This is a genomic window from Modestobacter sp. URMC 112 (assembly GCF_053502575.1).
This window is the reverse complement of sequence record NZ_CP199957.1, coordinates 774507-792818: the sequence shown is the minus strand read 5'-3', so window position 1 is coordinate 792818 and position 18312 is coordinate 774507. Positions and strand designations below refer to the sequence as shown.

The following is an 18312-nucleotide window of genomic DNA, read 5'->3' as shown; positions in this document are numbered from 1 at the left end:
CGGCGTCAGCCGCCCACCGGTTACTCGCCGGTCGCCTTGGCGATGATCTCCTTGGCGACGTTGGAGGGAACCTCGGCGTAGGTGTCGAACACCATGGTGTAGCTCGCCCGTCCCTGGGTGCGGCTGCGCAGGTCGCCCACGTAGCCGAACATCTCCGACAGCGGCACCAGGGCCCGGACGACGCGGGCGCCGGAGCGCTCCTCCATCGCCTGGATGGTCCCGCGGCGGGAGTTCAGGTCGCCGATCACGTCACCCATGTAGTCCTCGGGGGTGACGACCTCGACGGCCATCAACGGCTCGAGCAGGGCCGGGCTGGCCTTGCGTGCGGCCTCCTTGAAGACCATCGAGCCGGCGATCTTGAAGGCCATCTCCGAGGAGTCGACCTCGTGGTACTGGCCGTCGACGAGGGTCGCCTTGACGCCCACCATCGGGTAGCCGGCCAGGATGCCGTACTGCATCGCGTCCTGCATGCCGGCGTCGACCGACGGGATGTACTCCCGCGGGATGCGACCACCGGTCACGGCGTTGACGAACTCGTAGGTCGGGCCGTCGGCGGCGACCTCGAGCGGCTCGATGCTCACCTGCACCTTGGCGAACTGGCCCGACCCACCCGTCTGCTTCTTGTGGGTGTAGTCGACCTTCTCGACGGCCTTGCGGATCGTCTCGCGGTAGGCGACCTGGGGCTTGCCGACGTTCGCCTCGACGCGGAACTCGCGCCGCATGCGGTCGACCAGGATCTCCAGGTGGAGCTCGCCCATGCCGGAGATGACGGTCTGGCCGGTCTCCTCGTCCAGGCGGACCTGGAACGTCGGGTCCTCCTCGGCGAGCTTCTGGATCGCGGTGCCCAGCTTCTCCTGGTCGCCCTTGGTCTTCGGCTCGATGGCCACCGAGATGACCGGCGCGGGGAAGGTCATCGACTCCAGGATCACCGGCTTCTGCGGGTCGCAGAGCGTGTCCCCGGTGGTCGTCTGCTTCATGCCGTTGACGGCCACGATCTCGCCGGCACCCACGCCCTGGCGCTCCTCGCGCTTGTTGGCGTGCATCTGGTAGATCTTGCCGACCCGCTCCTTGCGGTCCTTGGTGCTGTTCAGCACCGGGGACCCGGCGTCCAGCTTGCCGGAGTAGACCCGGATGTAGGTGAGCTTGCCCAGGTGCTGGTCGGTCTGGATCTTGAACGCCAGTGCCGAGAACGGCTCGTCCTCGTCGGCGTGCCGCAGCACCTCGGTCTCGCCGTCGAGCGCGGTACCGACGATGGCCTCGATGTCCAGCGGGCTGGGCAGGTAGTCGACGACCCCGTCGAGCAGCGGCTGCACGCCCTTGTTCTTGAACGCCGTCCCGGTGAGCACCGGGTTGACCTGGCCGGCGATGGTCGCCTTGCGGATGGCGGCCTTCAGCCGGTCGACGGTGATCTCCTCGCCTCCGAGGTAGTCCTCCATCAGCGAGTCGTCGAAGTCGGCGATGTTCTCCAGGAGCTTCTCGCGGTACTCGGCGGCCTGGTCGGCCAGCTCGGCGGGGATCTCCTCGATGGCGTAGTCCTCGCCCATCTTGGTCTCGCCGCGCCAGGTCAGCGCGCGCATCTGCACCAGGTCGACGACGCCGATGAAGTCGGCCTCGGCACCGATCGGCAGCTGCAGCACCAGCGGGTTGGCGGCCAGCCGCTCGATCATCATCTGGACGCACCGGAAGAAGTCCGCGCCGGTGCGGTCGAGCTTGTTGACGAAGCACATGCGCGGGACGCCGTACTTCTCCGCCTGCCGCCAGACCTGCTCGGTCTGCGGCTCCACGCCGGCGACACCGTCGTAGACCGCAACAGCACCGTCGAGCACCCGCAGGGACCGCTCCACCTCGACGGTGAAGTCGACGTGCCCGGGGGTGTCGATGATGTTGATGTCGTGGTCGTTCCAGGAGCACTTGGTCGCGGCCGACGTGATGGTGATGCCGCGCTCCTGCTCCTGCTCCATCCAGTCCATCGTGGCCGCGCCGTCGTGGACTTCACCGATCTTGTAGTTGATGCCGGTGTAGAAGAGGATCCGCTCGGTCGTCGTCGTCTTGCCGGCGTCGATGTGCGCCATGATCCCGATGTTGCGGGTCTTGGCGAGTTGGGCCGCGTTCTGGGCCATTACGTCACTCCTCTTCCTGTTCGTCCGTGCGCGGTGACCGGGGGTCGCCCGGTCTCACCGCGGGCAGCGGCTGCTGGTCGACCGGGGGTCACCAGCGGTAGTGCGCGAAGGCCTTGTTCGACTCGGCCATCTTGTGGGTGTCCTCGCGCCGCTTCACGGCGGCGCCGAGGCCGTTGCTCGCGTCGAGCAGCTCGTTCATCAGGCGCTCGGTCATCGTCTTCTCGCGGCGGGCCCGGCTGTACTGGATGAGCCAGCGCAGGCCGAGGGTGGTGCTGCGGGAGGCGCGGACCTCGATCGGCACCTGGTAGGTCGCACCGCCGACGCGGCGGCTGCGGACCTCGAGAGCCGGCTTGACGTTGTCCAGCGCACGCTTGAGCGTGACGACCGGGTCGGTGTCGTTCTTCGCCCGGACGCCCTCCAGGGCGCCGTAGACGATCGCCTCGGCGACCGAGCGCTTGCCGTCGACGAGCACCTTGTTCACCAGCTGGGTCACCAGCGGCGACTGGTACACCGGGTCGGCGACGAGCGGACGACGGGGAGCGGGTCCCTTGCGAGGCATGTCAGCTCTTCTCCTTCTTCGCGCCGTACCGGCTGCGAGCCTGCTTGCGGTTGCGGACGCCCTGGGTGTCCAGCGAGCCACGGATGATCTTGTAGCGGACGCCGGGGAGGTCCTTCACCCGGCCGCCGCGCACGAGCACCATCGAGTGCTCCTGCAGGTTGTGGCCGACGCCCGGGATGTAGGCGGTCACCTCGATGCCACTGGTGAGGCGGACGCGAGCGACCTTGCGCAGCGCCGAGTTCGGCTTCTTCGGCGTCGTCGTGTAGACGCGCGTGCACACGCCGCGGCGCTGAGGGGAACCCTTCAACGCCGGGGTCTTGGTCTTCTCGACCTTGTCCTCGCGGCCCTTGCGGACCAGCTGCTGGATCGTGGGCATGGGTGGCCTGGATCTCCTGCCTGCGCTGGGTCGTGCTGTGGATGGGTGGTGCACTGCTGTGGTGTGCCCGGTGGCCCGGCCTGAGTCTGCCCGCACGACCCTGTCCGGTACACGCGGTCGGGCGTGTCGCCCTTCGCGAGAACCGGCCAGATTGGTGGAACCGACTCGTCCGCCCCTCGCGACTCGGCACCGGCCAGCCCGCCTGGCGGCGGGCGGGACCCCCGGCACCGGGGGTCGTGGACGACCTCCGGGCACCCAGGTGCACCGCGAACGGGAGCAAGGCCCAGGTCTCCCTGGGCACGGCTGACCACGATACCCGGGCATCGGAACCCGGTGCAAACCGGGTCCGGATGCCTGCGCGGGCGCCGGGTCAGCCACCGCACAGGCAGAACCATCGCCGGGGGCGACACATTCCCGTCCAGGTGCGGCGTACTGCCTCGGCGCCCGGCCACCGGGGGCCGGGCGGGCTCCCCTGCCCCGAGGAGGGCGGGAGCTACGTGGCCTGCGGTGGCCGGCCGGGACCGTACCGCCGGTCACAGTAGCGCGCCCGCACCGGCGGCGGGAGTGACCACCCGTCCGGGCCCGCCCGCATCGCTGCTGTCACACCCCCGCCCTACCGTCGGGGTCGACCCGCCCCCCCGCCACCCCCGGAGGCCCCGTGCTGCCCGACTCCGCCCGTGAGCTCAAGGCCCTGCTGTCCCAGCGGCTGTCCGACGCACCGCCGGGCAGCGTGCTCCCCCGAGGGTCCGGGCAGGCGGAGGCGTACGACCTCGGTGGGGCGACCCGGTGGAGCGGCGTCGCGCTCGGGCTGGCGCCGGTGGGACCCCGGTCGGTGCACCTGGCGGTCCGGCTGGTGGCGGAGGCCGACGCGGCCGCGGTGCTCGGCGGCCTGGACGAGGCCGCCCGCGGGGAGGTGGACGTGCGGGTCATCGGGCGGGTGCGGCCGCTGTCCTCCCCCGGGTCGTCACCCGAGGAGCTGCAGCGACGGGTGCGCCCGCTGCGCCCCGGGCTCTCGGTCGGCCACCCCGCCGTCTCCGCCGGCACGCTGGGCGGCTTCGTCCGGGCGCCCGGGGACGACCGGCTGCTGGTGCTGTCCAACAACCACGTGCTGGCCGCCAGTGACGCGGCGACCGCGGGCGACGCGGCACTGCAGCCCGGGGTCGCCGACGGCGGCACCCCGGCGGACCGGATCGGCGTCCTGTCGTCGTCCGTGCCGCTCTCCCCCGAGCCGGGCAACCTGGTCGACGCCGCGGTGGCCGTGCTGGACCCGGCGGAGACGGCCGACCCGGCCGGCTACCCGGGCGGCGCGCTGGCGGCGCTGGTGGCCGCGGTCGACGACGTGGACCCCGACGAGCTGGTGGAGAAGGTGGGCCGCACCACCGGGCACACCCGCGGCCGGGTCACCGCCGTGGAGGTGGACGGCGTCGGCGTGCAGTACGACGAGGGCATCGTCACCTTCGACGACCAGGTGGAGATCGAGGGCCTCACCGGCGCGTTCAGCGCCGGCGGCGACAGCGGCTCGGTCATCTGGCGCGGCAGGGACCGCGCGCCGCTGGGCCTGCTGTTCGCCGGCTCCTCGACCGGCGGGAGCGCCGGCGGCGGGGTCACGTTCGCCAACCCGATGGCCACCGTGCTCCGCGAACTCGGGGTGGACTGGGCGAAGGACCCCCTGCCCCCCACCACTCGCTAGCTCGCGGCGGGGCCCTGCAGGGGGCCATCGGGTGCAGGAGCACTGTCCGCCGGCGGTCCGGCGGGGCACGATGGGGGCATGACCGACCGTGCCTCCGCCCGGGCCGCCAAGTCCGCCCTGGCCGCCCGCTTCGCCGGCGACCCCGGGGTGGCTGCCGTGGGCCTGGCCCGGCAGGACGCCGAGTACGTGGTGCGGGTCGACCTGACCGAGGCCGGCGCGGGGTCGCGGGTGCCCCGGGACGTGGACGGCGTCCGGGTGGTCACGCACGTGATCGGCCCGGTGCGGGCCCTGTAGGAGAAGGACCTGGTCCTCCTCACCCTCGCAGACTCGGGGCGAGCCTCTGGACCAGGCCGCCGGCGGCCGCCCCGGCCCCAGGCCGGCCGGTCACCGGCGCTAGCGTCGCCCGCAGCGGTGCCGACGAGGGGCACCGCGCTCGCTGAGGAGGACGCGTGCGCATCGGTATCCAGGCCAGCTACGCCGGGGGCTTCGCGGAGACGGCGGCGGAGATCCGCGACCTCGAGTCCGCCGGCCTCGACCTCGCGATGGTCGCCGAGGTCTACACGTTCGACGCCGTCAGCCAGCTGGGGTACCTGGCCGCGGTCACCGAACGGGTCGAGCTGATGAGCGGCATCCTGCCCATCTACTCCCGGACCCCCGCGCTGACGGCCATGACCGCGGCCGGACTGGACTTCGTGTCCGGTGGCCGCTTCACCCTCGGCCTCGGGGCCTCCGGGCCGCAGGTGGTCGAGGGCTGGCACGGCGTGCCCTATGACGCGCCGCTGCAGCGCACCCGCGAGGTCGTGGAGATCTGCCGGCAGGTGTGGCGGCGCGAACGGCTGGTCCACGACGGCCCCAAGTACACCGTCCCGCTGCCCGCCGACCAGGGCACCGGCCTGGGCAAGCCGCTCAAGCTGATCAACACCCCGGTCCGCGAGCGGATCCCCGTGCTGCTGGCCGCGATCGGGCCCAAGAACGTCGAGCTGGCCGCGGAGATCGCGGAGAAGTGGGAACCCATCTTCTTCAACCCCGAGCGGGCCGAGGACGTCTGGGGGGCCTCGCTGGCCGCGGGCAAGGCGAAGCGCGACCCGGCGCTGGGTGAGCTGGACGTCGTCGTCGGCGTCCCCGTCGCGATCGGCGACGACGTCGAGCACCTGCTGGAGGCCGTCCGCCCGAGTCTCGCGTTGTACGTCGGCGGCATGGGCGCGAAGGGCAAGAACTTCTACAACGACCTCGCCCGGCGCTACGGGTACGAGGAGGAGGCCGCGACCATCCAGGACCTCTACCTCGCCGGCCGCAAGGACGAGGCCGCGGCCGCCGTCCCCGAGGACCTGGTGCGGGCCACGTCGCTGATCGGCCCGGAGTCCCACGTCGCCGAGCGGATCGCCGCGTTCGCCGAGGCCGGCGTCACCACGATCAACGTGCAGCCGATGGACGACACCCGCGAGAGCCGGCTGCGCACCGTGGAGACGATGCGCCGGCTCTGTGACGCCCTCTAGTCCCTCGGCCCCGGCCGGAGGCTCGCCCCGAGCCTGCGAGGGGTGAGCGGGCCGGGGTCCTTCTGCTCCGGGCCCCGTCGTCGGAACGGACGCGGCTTCCGCCGCGGGGTGGCACCCGTCCCCGACGTGGCCCGTGGTCACGTCACGTGACGCCCGCACGACGGCGAGAGGCCCCGGGAGCCGTGCTCCCGGGGCCTCTCGTCACTCACTCAGCGCGTCAGCGCCAGTCGTACTCCTCGAGCCGGACCGCCTCGCCGGAGCCCTGACCGAAGACGTCGGGGCTGTAGTACTGCCCGTCGTCGTAGCCGGCCATGGTGTACACCGCCGCGCGGGCCTCCTCGGTGGGCTCGACCGTGATGTTCCGGTAGCGGCTGATGCCGGTGCCGGCCGGGATCAGCTTCCCGATGATCACGTTCTCCTTGAGCCCGAGCAGGCTGTCGCTCTTGCCCTGGATCGCCGCGTCGGTGAGCACCTTGGTGGTCTCCTGGAACGAGGCCGCGGACAGCCACGACTCCGTCGCCAGGGACGCCTTGGTGATCCCCATCAGCACCGGACGGGCCGAGGCGGGCTCGCCGCCCTCGGCGACCACCCGACGGTTCTCTGTCTCGAACAGCGTCCGCTCGACCAGCGCACCGGGCAGGAACTCGGTGGCGCCCGAGTCGATGATGGTCACCCGCTTCAGCATCTGGCGGATGATCACCTCGATGTGCTTGTCGTGGATCGACACACCCTGGCTGCGGTAGACCTCCTGGACCTCGCGGACCAGGTGCAGCTGGACCTCGCGGGGGCCCATGATCCGCAGCACCTCGTGCGGGTCCACGGCACCCTCGGTCAGCTGCTCGCCGACCTCGACGTGGCCGCCGTCCTCGACCCGCAGCCGCGAACGCCGCGACAGCTTGTCGTAGACGACCTCGTCGGACCCGTCGTCCGGGGTGATGGTCAGCTTGCGGAACTGCTCGCTGTCCTCGATCCGGACCGACCCGGCCAGCTCGGCGATCGGGGCCTTGCCCTTGGGGACACGGGCCTCGAAGAGCTCGACCACGCGGGGCAGACCGTGGGTGATGTCCGAACCGGCCACACCACCGGTGTGGAAGGTGCGCATCGTCAGCTGGGTGCCCGGCTCGCCGATGGACTGGGCGGCGATGATGCCGACCGCCTCGCCGACGTCCACGAGCTTGCCCGACGCCAGCGACCGGCCGTAGCAGGTCGCACAGGTCCCGAGCAGCGACTCGCAGGTGAGGACGCAGCGGACCTTCACCTCGGAGACGTTGGCGTCGACCAGCTGGGCGATGAGCACGTCACCCAGGTCCGCGCCGGCCTGCGCGATGACCGTCCCGTCCTCGGCCACCACGTCGGCGGCCAGGGCGCGGGCGTAGACGCTGGTCTCCACGTGCGGGTCACGGCTGACCCGGCCGTCGACCAGCGTGCCGATCGGCATGACCACGCCACGCTCGGTGCCGCAGTCCTCCTCACGGATGATGACGTCCTGCGAGACGTCGACCAGCCGGCGGGTGAGGTACCCGGAGTCGGCGGTCCGCAGCGCGGTGTCCGCCAGGCCCTTGCGGGCGCCGTGCGTGGAGATGAAGTACTCCAGCACGGACAGACCCTCCCGGAAGTTGGCCTTGATCGGCCGCGGGATGATCTCGCCCTTCGGGTTGGCCACCAGGCCGCGCATGCCGGCGATCTGGCTGATCTGCATCATGTTGCCGCGGGCGCCGGAGTTGACCATGACCCACACCGGGTTGGTGGTCGGGAAGTTGTCCACCATGGCCTGGCTGACCTCGGCCCGCGCGCGGGTCCAGATCTCGATGAGCTCGGCACGCCGCTCGTTGTCGGTGATGACACCGCGCTCGTACTGCCGCTCGATCTTGCCGGCCTCGTCCTCGTGGCGGTCCAGGATCGCCTGCTTGGACGGCGGGGTGACGACGTCGTCGATGGCGATCGTGATGCCCGCGCGGGTCGCCCAGTGGAAACCGGCCGACTTCAGGGCGTCCAGCGTCGCCGCGACCTGCACCTTGGGGTAGCGCTCGGCGAGGTCGTTGACGATCGCCCCGAGCTCCTTCTTCGGCACCTGGTAGTTGACGAAGCGGTAGTCCTCGGGCAGCGCCTCGTTGAACAGCACCCGGCCCAGGCTGGTGTGCACCAGCGCCGGCCGACCCGGCTCCCAGTCCTCGGGGGCCTCCCACGGCTCGTTGACCTTGCCGTTGTCGACGCCGAAGACCTCGTCCAGGCGGATCCAGACCCGCTCCTGCAGACCCAGCGCGCCCTTGTCGTAGGCCATGATCGCCTCGGACGTGGACGAGAAGGCCTCGGGCAGCGCGCCCTCGACGGCCTCCGTCGGCGACGCGACGAGGGTCGTCAGGTGGTAGAGGCCGAGCACCATGTCCTGGGTGGGCGCGGTGATCGGGCGGCCGTCGGCGGGGCTCAGGATGTTGTTCGAGGACAGCATCAGGATGCGGGCCTCGGCCTGCGCCTCGGCCGACAGCGGCAGGTGGACGGCCATCTGGTCGCCGTCGAAGTCCGCGTTGAACGCGGTGCAGACCAGCGGGTGGATCTGGATGGCCTTGCCCTCGACCAGCTGCGGCTCGAAGGCCTGGATGCCCAGGCGGTGCAGCGTCGGCGCCCGGTTCAGCAGCACCGGGTGCTCGGTGATGACCTCCTCGAGCACGTCCCAGACGACCGGCCGCGCGCGCTCCACCATCCGCTTGGCGGATTTGATGTTCTGCGCGTGGTTGAGGTCGACCAGCCGCTTCATCACGAAGGGCTTGAACAGCTCCAGCGCCATCTGCTTGGGCAGGCCGCACTGGTGCAGCTTCAGCTGCGGGCCGACGACGATGACCGAACGGCCGGAGTAGTCGACGCGCTTGCCCAGCAGGTTCTGCCGGAACCGGCCCTGCTTGCCCTTGAGCAGGTCGCTCAGGGACTTCAGCGGGCGGTTGCCCGGCCCGGTGACCGGACGGCCGCGGCGGCCGTTGTCGAACAGCGCGTCCACGGACTCCTGGAGCATCCGCTTCTCGTTGTTGACGATGATCTCCGGCGCGCCCAGGTCGAGCAGTCGCTTCAGCCGGTTGTTCCGGTTGATCACCCGGCGGTACAGGTCGTTCATGTCGCTGGTGGCGAACCGGCCACCGTCCAGCTGCACCATCGGGCGCAGGTCCGGCGGGATGACCGGGACGCAGTCCAGCACCATGCCCATGGGCGAGTTCTGGGTCTGCTGGAAGGCCGCGACGACCTTGAGCCGCTTCAGCGCGCGCAGCTTGCGCTGCCCCTTGCCGCTGCGGATGGTCTCGCGCAGGGAGACGGCCTCGGCGTCGAGGTCGAAGTCGGCGAGCAGCTTCTGCAGCGCCGCGGCGCCCATGCCGCCCTCGAAGTACTCCCCGAAGCGGTCCCGCAGCTCCCGGTAGAGGCCCTCGTCGGCGATGAGCTGCTTGACCTCGAGCTTGCGGAAGGTGTCCATCACCTCGTCGAGGCGGTCGATCTCCCGCTGCGCGCGGTCGCGCATCTGGCGCATCTCGCGCTCGCCGCCCTCGCGCACCTTGCGGCGCACGTCGGACTTGGCGCCCTCGGCCTCGAGCTCGGCGAGGTCGGCCTCCAGCTTCTGCTGGCGACCCTCCACGTCGGCGTCCCGTCGGGACTCCAGGTTGTGCTTCTCCGCGCTGATCTCCGCCTCGACGGTCGGCAGGTCGCGGTGACGCGCCTCGTCGTCGACGGTGGTGATCAGGTAGGCGGCGAAGTAGATGATCTTCTCGAGGTCCTTGGGCGCCAGGTCGAGCAGGTAGCCCAGGCGGGAGGGGACGCCCTTGAAGAACCAGATGTGGGTGACCGGCGCGGCCAGCTCGATGTGGCCCATCCGCTCGCGGCGGACCTTGGCCCGGGTCACCTCGACGCCGCAGCGCTCACAGATGATGCCCTTGAAGCGGACGCGCTTGTACTTCCCGCAGTAGCACTCCCAGTCCCGGGTGGGACCGAAGATCTTCTCGCAGAAGAGACCGTCCTTCTCCGGGCGGAGGGTGCGGTAGTTGATGGTCTCCGGCTTCTTCACCTCACCGTGCGACCACTGGCGGATGTCATCGCCGCTCGCAAGGCCGATACGCAGTTCGTCGAAGAAGTTGACGTCGAGCACTCTGTGACCCCCTTCAGGGGCTAGTTACTGCAATCTCTGCTGTTTGTCCTGAGCTGCTGGGGGCGCTGGTCCTCAGCGCCCCCAGCAGCGGCCCCCTCCCAGGGGCCCGCCCGGCGCGGGAGCGTCGGATGGGAGGGAGGGGGTCCTTCGTCAGACGTCCTCGACGGACGACGGCTCGCGGCGGCTCAGGTCGATGCCCAGCTCCTCCGCGGCCCGGAAGACCTCGTCGTCGGTGTCGCGCAGCTCGATCGCCTGCCCGTCACCGGACAGCACCTCGACGTTGAGGCACAGCGACTGCAGCTCCTTGAGCAGCACCTTGAACGACTCGGGGATGCCCGGCTCGGGGATGTTCTCGCCCTTGACGATGGCCTCGTAGACCTTGACCCGGCCGAGGATGTCGTCGGACTTGATGGTGAGCAGCTCCTGCAGCGCGTACGCGGCGCCGTAGGCCTGCATCGCCCAGCACTCCATCTCACCGAAGCGCTGGCCACCGAACTGGGCCTTACCGCCCAGCGGCTGCTGGGTGATCATCGAGTACGGGCCGGTCGACCGGGCGTGGATCTTGTCGTCGACCAGGTGCAGCAGCTTCAGGATGTAGACGTAGCCGACCGAGATCGGCTCGGGGAAGGGCTCCCCGGAGCGGCCGTCGAACAGCCGCGCCTTGCCGGTCTCCTTGACCATCCGCTCGCCGTCCCGGTTGGGGGTCGTCGAGCCGAGCAGGCCGATGATCTCCTCCTCGCGGGCACCGTCGAACACCGGCGTCGCCGTCCGGGTGCCCGGGCCGGCCGAGCGCGAGCCCTCGGGGAGGTTGGCCGCCCAGTCGGGGGTGCCCTCCACCTGCCACCCGGTCTTGGCCACCCACCCGAGGTGGGTCTCCAGGACCTGGCCGACGTTCATCCGGCCGGGCACGCCCAGCGGGTTGAGCACGATGTCGACCGGGGTGCCGTCCTCGAGGAACGGCATGTCCTCCTGCGGGAGGATCTTGGAGATGACGCCCTTGTTGCCGTGGCGGCCGGCCAGCTTGTCGCCGTCGCTGATCTTGCGCATCTGGGCCACGTAGACCCGGATGAGCTCGTTCACGCCGGCGGGCAGCTCGTCGCCGTCCTCGCGGGAGAAGACCCGGACGCCGATGACCTTGCCGGACTCACCGTGCTTCACCTTGAGGCTGGTGTCGCGGACCTCGCGGGCCTTCTCGCCGAAGATCGCCCGCAGCAGCCGCTCCTCGGGGGTCAGCTCGGTCTCGCCCTTGGGCGTGACCTTGCCGACGAGGATGTCGCCGGGGACGACCTCGGCACCGATGCGGATGATGCCGCGCTCGTCGAGGTCGGCGAGGACCTCCTCGGAGACGTTCGGGATGTCCCGGGTGATCTCCTCGGCACCGAGCTTGGTGTCGCGGGCGTCGACCTCGAACTCCTCGATGTGGATCGAGGACAGGACGTCGTCCTGCACGAGGCGCTGCGACAGGATGATCGCGTCCTCGTAGTTGTGGCCCTCCCACGGCATGAAGGCGACGAGCAGGTTCTTGCCCAGCGCCATCTCGCCCTCGTCGGTGCACGGCCCGTCGGCGAGCACCTGGCCCACCTCGACCCGCTGGCCCTCGTCCACGACGGGGGTCTGGTTGATCGAGGTGCCCTGGTTGGAGCGGCGGAACTTCAGCAGCCGGTAGGTCTGCCGGGTCCCGTCGTCGGCCATGACGGTGACGTAGTCGGCGGTGGAGTCCTCCACCACACCGGCCTTGTCGGCCACCACGACGTCGCCGGCGTCGACGGCGGCACGCAGCTCCATGCCGGTGCCGACCAGCGGCGCCTCGCTGCGCAGCAGGGGGACGGCCTGACGCTGCATGTTCGCGCCCATCAGGGCGCGGTTGGCGTCGTCGTGCTCGAGGAACGGGATCATCGCCGTCGCGACCGAGGTCATCTGCCGCGGCGAGACGTCCATGTAGTCGACGTTCTCCGGGGCCAGGTAGTCGACCTCACCGCCCTTGGTGCGGACCAGGACCCGCTCCTCGGCGAGCCGGCTCTGCGCGTCCAGCGGTGAGTTGGCCTGCGCGACGACGAAGCGGTCCTCCTCGTCGGCGGTCAGGTAGTCGATCTGGTCGGTGACGGTGCCGTTCTCCACCTTGCGGTACGGCGTCTCGATGAACCCGAAGGCGTTCACCCGGCCGAAGGAGGACAGCGAGCCGATCAGGCCGATGTTCGGGCCTTCCGGGGTCTCGATCGGGCACATCCGGCCGTAGTGGCTGGGGTGCACGTCGCGGACCTCCATGCCGGCGCGCTCACGGGACAGACCACCCGGGCCCAGCGCCGACAGGCGGCGCTTGTGGGTCAGGCCCGCGAGCGGGTTGGTCTGGTCCATGAACTGCGACAGCTGGCTGGTGCCGAAGAACTCCTTGATGGAGGCGACGACCGGCCGGATGTTGATCAGGGTCTGCGGCGTGATCGCCTCGACGTCCTGGGTCGTCATCCGCTCGCGGACGACGCGCTCCATCCGGGAGAGGCCGACCCGGATCTGGTTCTGGATCAGCTCGCCGACCGTGCGCAGCCGCCGGTTGCCGAAGTGGTCGATGTCGTCGACGCCGTGGTCGGGCTCGCCGGCGTGCAGACGCACGACGTACTCGATGGTGGCGACGATGTCGTCCTCGGTCAGCGTCGAGGTCGGCTGCGGCACGCTGACGCCCAGCTTCTTGTTCACCTTGTAGCGGCCGACCTTGGCCAGGTCGTAGCGCTTGGGGTTGAAGAAGAGGTTCTCCAGCAGCGCCTGCGCGGACTCACGCGTCGGCGGCTCGCCCGGGCGCAGCTTCCGGTAGATGTCCAGCAACGCCTCGTCCTGGCCGGCGATGTGGTCCTTCTCCAGGGTGGCCAGCATGGTCGGCGACCACTGGAAGTGCTCCCGGATCCGGTCCTCGGTCCAGCCGAGGGCCTTGAGCAGGACGCTCACCGGCTGGCGGCGCTTGCGGTCGATCCGGACGCCGACGGTGTCGCGCTTGTCGACGTCGAACTCCAGCCACGCACCACGGCTGGGGATGACCTTCGCGCTGTAGACGTCCTTGTCCGACGTCTTGTCCAGCGACTTGTCGAAGTAGACGCCGGGGCTGCGGACCAGCTGGGACACGACGACGCGCTCGGTCCCGTTGATCACGAACGTGCCCTTGCGGGTCATGATCGGGAAGTCGCCCATGAACACCGTCTGGCTCTTGATCTCGCCGGTGGTGTTGTTCATGAACTCGGCGGTGACGAACAGCGGCGCCGCGTAGGTCATGTCCTTGTCCTTGCACTCCTCGAGGGACGCCTTGACGTCCTCGAAGCGCGGGTTGGAGAAGGACAGCGACATCGAGCCGCTGAAGTCCTCGATCGGGGAGATCTCCTCGAGGATCTCGGCCAGGCCGCCGACCGCGTCGGCCTGCTCGGCCTCGGGGAGGGTGGCCCGCCACTCGGGGCTGCCGACGAGCCAGTCGAAGGAGGCGGTCTGCAGCGCGAGCAGGTCCGGCACCTCGAGGGGCTCGCGGATCTTGGCGAAGGAGACACGGAGCGGGGCGCCGGGGATCTTCTGGAAGTCGGCGCCACCGGTGCGGGGGCCGTCCTGCGGCTCCTGCGGGGTGGTCTGGGTGGTACCGGACTCGGTGGTGCTGGGGGAGATGCTGGTGGGGCGAGAGCCTGCCAAGATGCGTCCTTCCAAGGACCTCACGACGTGCGGGCGTTCGGTGCGGGTCGTCCAGGGTCGTCGTCGGTTTCGGCGGGGCTGCCCGGTACGGCGGGACACCGCCGACTGGTCAACGCGGGGTGACCGGCAAGGGATTCCGGGCACTCCAGGTGGCCCGTCTCGGCGGGGGAACAGTCGGAGGGCAGCGCAACAGGAGACCCTACCCCTGCTCGACGCCGATGTCCACGCGCGACCGCAGGAGCGATCGGGGACACACCCGCGAGGGGTGCTGGGCGGAGCGGGCCGGGTGCTGCCGGGTGCCGATGATGCCAGTGGCGGGCTCCGATGGGGACCGCCACGCCCAGGAGGACCCGTTCTCGTCACGCTCGCAGGCTCGGCGCGAGCCTCAGCACGGGGCCGGACGGACCACGCAGCAGGGGCCGACCCACCGGAGTGGATCGGCCCCTGCTGTGCGGTGCGGGTCGTGCAGCGCCCGGCTCAGGCCGAGCAGTGGGTCACTTGACGGTGACGGTGGCGCCGGCGCCCTCGAGGGCCGCCTTGGCCTTCTCAGCGGCGTCCTTGGCGACCTTCTCCAGGACCGGCTTCGGCGCGCCGTCGACCAGGTCCTTGGCCTCCTTGAGGCCGAGCGAGGTCAGGCCGCGCACCTCCTTGATGACCTGGATCTTCTTGTCGCCGGCAGCCTCGAGGATGACGTCGAACTCGTCCTGCTCGGCCGGGGCCTCGGCAGCGGCGCCACCAGCGGCGGGGCCGGCCGCGGCGACCGCGACGGGGGCGGCGGCGGTGACGTCGAAGGTGTCCTCGAACTGCTTCACGAAGTCCGACAGCTCCAGGAGCGTCATCTCCTTGAAGGCGTCGAGGAGCTCGTCGGTGGAAAGCTTGGCCATGGTGTCTCCTTGGGGGGTCAGTCGGTGCTGGCCGCGGTGTCCGCGGCAGCATCGGTGGTGTCGGGGGTGGTGTCAGCAGCAGCGGTGTCCTCGGCAGGAGCCGGGGAGCCCTCGGCGGACTCCCGCTTCTCCTGCAGCGCGGCGGCCAGCCGGGCGACCTGCGACAGCGGGGCCTGGAACAGCCCGGCAGCCTTGGTCAGGTTGCCCTGCATCGCGCCGGCCAGCTTGGCCAGCAGGACCTCACGGGACTCGACGTCGGCGAGGCGGGTGACCTCGGCGGCGTCCACCGTGCGGCCCTCGACGACGCCGCCCTTGACGACGAGCATCGGGTTGGCGCGGGCGAAGTCACGGATGGCCTTGGCGGCCTCCACCGGGTCGCCCTGGATGAAGGCGATCGCGGTCGGGCCGTTGAGCAGCGGGCCCAGGTCGGCGAAGCCGACCTCGTCCGCCGCACGCTTCGTCAGGGTGTTCTTGACGACGGCGTAGCTGCTGCCCGCACCGAGGGAACGGCGCAGCTGGGTCAGCTGCGCCACGGACAGCCCGCGGTACTCGGTGAGCACGGCTGCGCTGGACTCCTGGAACCGACTGGTGATCTCGTCGATCACCGCGGCCTTGGCCTGCGTGGGCATGGGCCTCCTCTCGTCTGTCGGGCACCACCGGCCGGCGACGACACGGGCGGCGAGGACCCCGGAGACGAGGAACGCCCCGGCGCAGGGCGCACGGGGCGAGGCACGGCAGCGACCGGCGGGCGCGAGCCCGGGTCACCGTCCGTCACACGGACCGTCCACCTGCGCGGGCCGCCCGGGGACTCCGGGACCTTCGACCGCACGCGAGCGTGCGACGACCAGCGGTCTTGGGGGGAACCCGTCCGAGAGTACGCCATCGGCGCGGACCTGCGGTCGGCGGTGCCTGAGCGCGGTCGCCGTCCACCGGGGAGGTCGGCCCGGCCGGCGCGACCAGGGACCGCTGGGCGCCTGACGGTGTCCCCGCGCGCCAGGTACGACGAAGGCCCCGCAGCAGTCGCTGCGGGGCCCCGTCGGACGGACCTGCCCTCTGGGCAGGGTCCTTCGTCAGGCGGTGGGCTCGTCCACCAGCAGGTTGCGGGTGCGGTTCGGGTCGACCGGGATGCCCGGGCCCATGGTGGTGGAGACGGTGACCTTGCGGACGTAGCGGCCCTTGGCGGCCGACGGCTTGGCGCGGAGCACCTCGTCGAGGGCGGCGGCGTAGTTCTCCACCAGCTTGGCCTCGTCGAAGCTGACCTTGCCGATCACCAGGTGCAGGTTGGACTGCTTGTCGACGCGGAAGTTGATCTTCCCGCCCTTGATGTCGTTGACGGCCTTGGTGACGTCGGGGGTCACGGTGCCCGTCTTCGGGTTCGGCATCAGGCCACGGGGGCCGAGGATGCGGGCGATGCGGCCGACCTTGGCCATCTGGTCGGGGGTCGCGATCGCGGCGTCGAAGTCCAGGAAGCCGCCCTGGATGCGCTCGATCAGGTCGTCGGAGCCGACCACGTCGGCGCCGGCGGCCTCGGCCTCGGCGGCCTTGTCGCCGGTCGCGAAGACGATGACCCGGGCGGTCTTGCCGGTGCCGTGCGGCAGGTTGACCGTGCCGCGGACCATCTGGTCGGCCTTGCGGGGGTCGACCCCGAGCCGCATGGCGACCTCGACGGTGGCGTCGTACTTCGTGGTGGAGGTCTTCTTCGCCAGGCCGGCGGCCTGCAACGGGCTGTAGAGCGTGCCCTCGTCGACCAGCTCCGCGACCTTGCGGTAGTTCTTGCCGTGCTTCGCCATGGTGTTTCCTCTCGGCCGCCCGTACGGACGGCGGTCACGTGGTGAACGGGCCAGGCGCTGGCCCTCCCACGACTACGGGGTGGAACGGTCCCGGTGCAGGAGCACCGGGTGGCCCCCTCGCAGGGACCCGCCCTGAGCTTGCGAAGGGCGGGGGGCGAGGGGGTCCTTCACTTTACGGTGATGCCCATCGACCGGGCGGTGCCGGCGATGATCCGCTCGGCCTGGTCGAGGTCGTTGGCGTTCAGGTCGGCCATCTTGGTCTGGGCGATCTCCCGGACCTGGTCACGCGTGACGGTGGCGACCTTGGTCTTGTGCGGCTCGCCCGAGCCCTTCTCCACCCCGGCGGCCTTGAGCAGCATCCGTGCGGCCGGCGGCGTCTTGGTGACGAAGGTGAACGAGCGGTCCTCGTAGACCGAGATCTCGACCGGGATGACGTTGCCGCGCTGCGACTCCGTCTCGGCGTTGTAGGCCTTGCAGAACTCCATGATGTTCACGCCGTGCTGACCGAGGGCGGGGCCGACGGGCGGCGCGGGCGTGGCCGCACCGGCGTTGATCTGGAGCTTGATGACCGCGGTCAACCGCTTCCTGGGGGGCATGACTTCTTTCCTTCGATCGTGGCTACGTGGTGTGGGCTGGAAGGCCTTGCTGCAGGGTCCCGCCCCGCGCGGAGCGTGGGGTGGGGGGCAGCGAGGTCCTATATCTTCTGGACCTGGCTGAACGACAGCTCGACCGGGGTCTCGCGGCCGAAGATCGAGACCAGCACCTGCAGCTTCTGCTGCTCGCCGTTGATCTCGTTGATGGTGGCCGGCAGGGTGGCGAACGGACCGTCCATGACGGTGACCGACTCGCCGACCTCGAACTCGACGACCGGGGCGGGGCCACCGGTCGCGGTGGCGGCCTCGGCGGCGGCGGCCTGCTTCGGCGCGGTCGCCGGCACGAGGATCTTCACGACCTCGTCGAGGGTCAGCGGCGAGGGCCGGGAGGTGGCGCCGACGAAGCCGGTGACGCCGGGGGTGTTGCGCACCGCGCCCCACGACTCGTCGTTGAGGTCCATCCGGACGAGCAGGTACCCGGGGAAGACCTTGCGGTTGACCTGGGTCCGCTTGCCGTTCTTGATCTCGGTGACCTCCTCGGTGGGCACCTCGATCTGGTAGATGTAGTCCTCCATGTCCAGCGACGTGATGCGGGACTCGAGGTTGGTCTTGACCTTGTTCTCGTAACCGGCGTACGAGTGGACGACGTACCAGTCGCCCGGGGCCGTCCGGAGCGCCTTGCGCAGCGCCTCGGCGGGGTCCTCGTCCTCCTCCTCGGCCGCGGCGAGGGTCTCGGTCACGAGCGGGTCGTGGTCGGGCGCCGGAGCGGCCAGCGGGTCGCCGACCAGGGAGTCGCGGCCCCCGCTGGGGGCGACGTCGGCGACGCCGCTGAAGGTGTCCTGGTGGGCGGTGTCGGAGGAGCCCTCGGCGGACCCGGGCTCGCCGGCACCGGTCTCGAGGTCGGCGGTGCCGCGCTCGTCGAACCGGGCGTCGTCGAGGTCGGTCCCCTCGATGGCGCTGTCGGTCTCGAACGGCTCGCGGGGGTCAGTCACGGGGTCTCTTCCTTCTCGGGTGTGGTGCA

At 70.7% G+C, this 18312-nt stretch carries 13 protein-coding genes; 3 read left to right on the top strand and 10 right to left on the bottom strand.

Going from position 1 to position 18312, the window contains the following annotated elements:
* Window positions 1-20: 20 nt before the first annotated feature.
* From fusA to rpsL, 3 genes are all read right to left on the bottom strand, one after another.
* Window positions 21-2120 (bottom strand): elongation factor G, encoded by a 2100-nt coding sequence (gene fusA / locus ACWIX6_RS03795; protein WP_448615519.1) that lies wholly within the window; start codon window positions 2118-2120, stop codon window positions 21-23.
* Window positions 2121-2208: 88 nt separating this feature from the next.
* Entirely contained in the window at window positions 2209-2679 is a 471-nt protein-coding gene (gene rpsG / locus ACWIX6_RS03790) for a 30S ribosomal protein S7 (protein ID WP_448615518.1), read from the bottom strand.
* A gap of 1 nt (window position 2680) precedes the next feature.
* The gene (gene rpsL, locus ACWIX6_RS03785; RefSeq protein ID WP_153359811.1) at window positions 2681-3055 is read right to left on the bottom strand and encodes a 30S ribosomal protein S12; all 375 of its coding nucleotides are present in this window, start codon (window positions 3053-3055) and stop codon (window positions 2681-2683) included.
* A gap of 658 nt (window positions 3056-3713) precedes the next feature.
* Between rpsL and ACWIX6_RS03780 the strand changes: the two genes are divergently transcribed.
* The 3 genes from ACWIX6_RS03780 to ACWIX6_RS03770 all read left to right on the top strand — a co-directional run bounded on the left by ACWIX6_RS03780 (window position 3714) and on the right by ACWIX6_RS03770 (window position 6241).
* Window positions 3714-4745, top strand: a complete 1032-nt coding sequence (locus ACWIX6_RS03780) for a hypothetical protein (RefSeq protein ID WP_448615517.1) — start codon at window positions 3714-3716, stop codon at window positions 4743-4745.
* A gap of 78 nt (window positions 4746-4823) precedes the next feature.
* Window positions 4824-5039, top strand: coding sequence for a hypothetical protein (locus ACWIX6_RS03775; RefSeq protein ID WP_448615516.1), 216 nt, complete (start codon window positions 4824-4826; stop codon window positions 5037-5039).
* Between the two features lie 155 nt (window positions 5040-5194).
* The gene (locus ACWIX6_RS03770) at window positions 5195-6241 is read left to right on the top strand and encodes an LLM class F420-dependent oxidoreductase (RefSeq protein WP_448615515.1); all 1047 of its coding nucleotides are present in this window, start codon (window positions 5195-5197) and stop codon (window positions 6239-6241) included.
* A gap of 217 nt (window positions 6242-6458) precedes the next feature.
* On the opposite strand, the gene ACWIX6_RS03765 is transcribed toward ACWIX6_RS03770, so the two are convergent.
* From ACWIX6_RS03765 to nusG, 7 genes are all read right to left on the bottom strand, one after another.
* The gene (locus tag ACWIX6_RS03765) at window positions 6459-10364 is read right to left on the bottom strand and encodes a DNA-directed RNA polymerase subunit beta' (RefSeq protein ID WP_448615514.1); all 3906 of its coding nucleotides are present in this window, start codon (window positions 10362-10364) and stop codon (window positions 6459-6461) included.
* A gap of 150 nt (window positions 10365-10514) precedes the next feature.
* The gene (gene rpoB, locus ACWIX6_RS03760) at window positions 10515-14024 is read right to left on the bottom strand and encodes a DNA-directed RNA polymerase subunit beta (protein ID WP_448615513.1); all 3510 of its coding nucleotides are present in this window, start codon (window positions 14022-14024) and stop codon (window positions 10515-10517) included.
* Between the two features lie 494 nt (window positions 14025-14518).
* The gene (rplL, locus tag ACWIX6_RS03755; RefSeq protein ID WP_448615512.1) at window positions 14519-14908 is read right to left on the bottom strand and encodes a 50S ribosomal protein L7/L12; all 390 of its coding nucleotides are present in this window, start codon (window positions 14906-14908) and stop codon (window positions 14519-14521) included.
* Window positions 14909-14925: 17 nt separating this feature from the next.
* Window positions 14926-15537, bottom strand: coding sequence for a 50S ribosomal protein L10 (gene rplJ / locus ACWIX6_RS03750; protein ID WP_448615511.1), 612 nt, complete (start codon window positions 15535-15537; stop codon window positions 14926-14928).
* Window positions 15538-15978: 441 nt separating this feature from the next.
* A complete protein-coding gene (gene rplA, locus ACWIX6_RS03745; RefSeq protein ID WP_448615510.1) occupies window positions 15979-16698 on the bottom strand; it encodes a 50S ribosomal protein L1 in 720 nt (239 codons plus the stop codon).
* A 167-nt stretch (window positions 16699-16865) separates the two neighbouring features.
* Window positions 16866-17294 (bottom strand): 50S ribosomal protein L11, encoded by a 429-nt coding sequence (gene rplK, locus ACWIX6_RS03740; RefSeq protein ID WP_448615509.1) that lies wholly within the window; start codon window positions 17292-17294, stop codon window positions 16866-16868.
* A 98-nt stretch (window positions 17295-17392) separates the two neighbouring features.
* Complete coding sequence (nusG, locus tag ACWIX6_RS03735; protein ID WP_448615508.1) at window positions 17393-18283, bottom strand: transcription termination/antitermination protein NusG; 891 nt, start codon at window positions 18281-18283, stop codon at window positions 17393-17395.
* Window positions 18284-18312 lie beyond the last annotated feature (29 nt).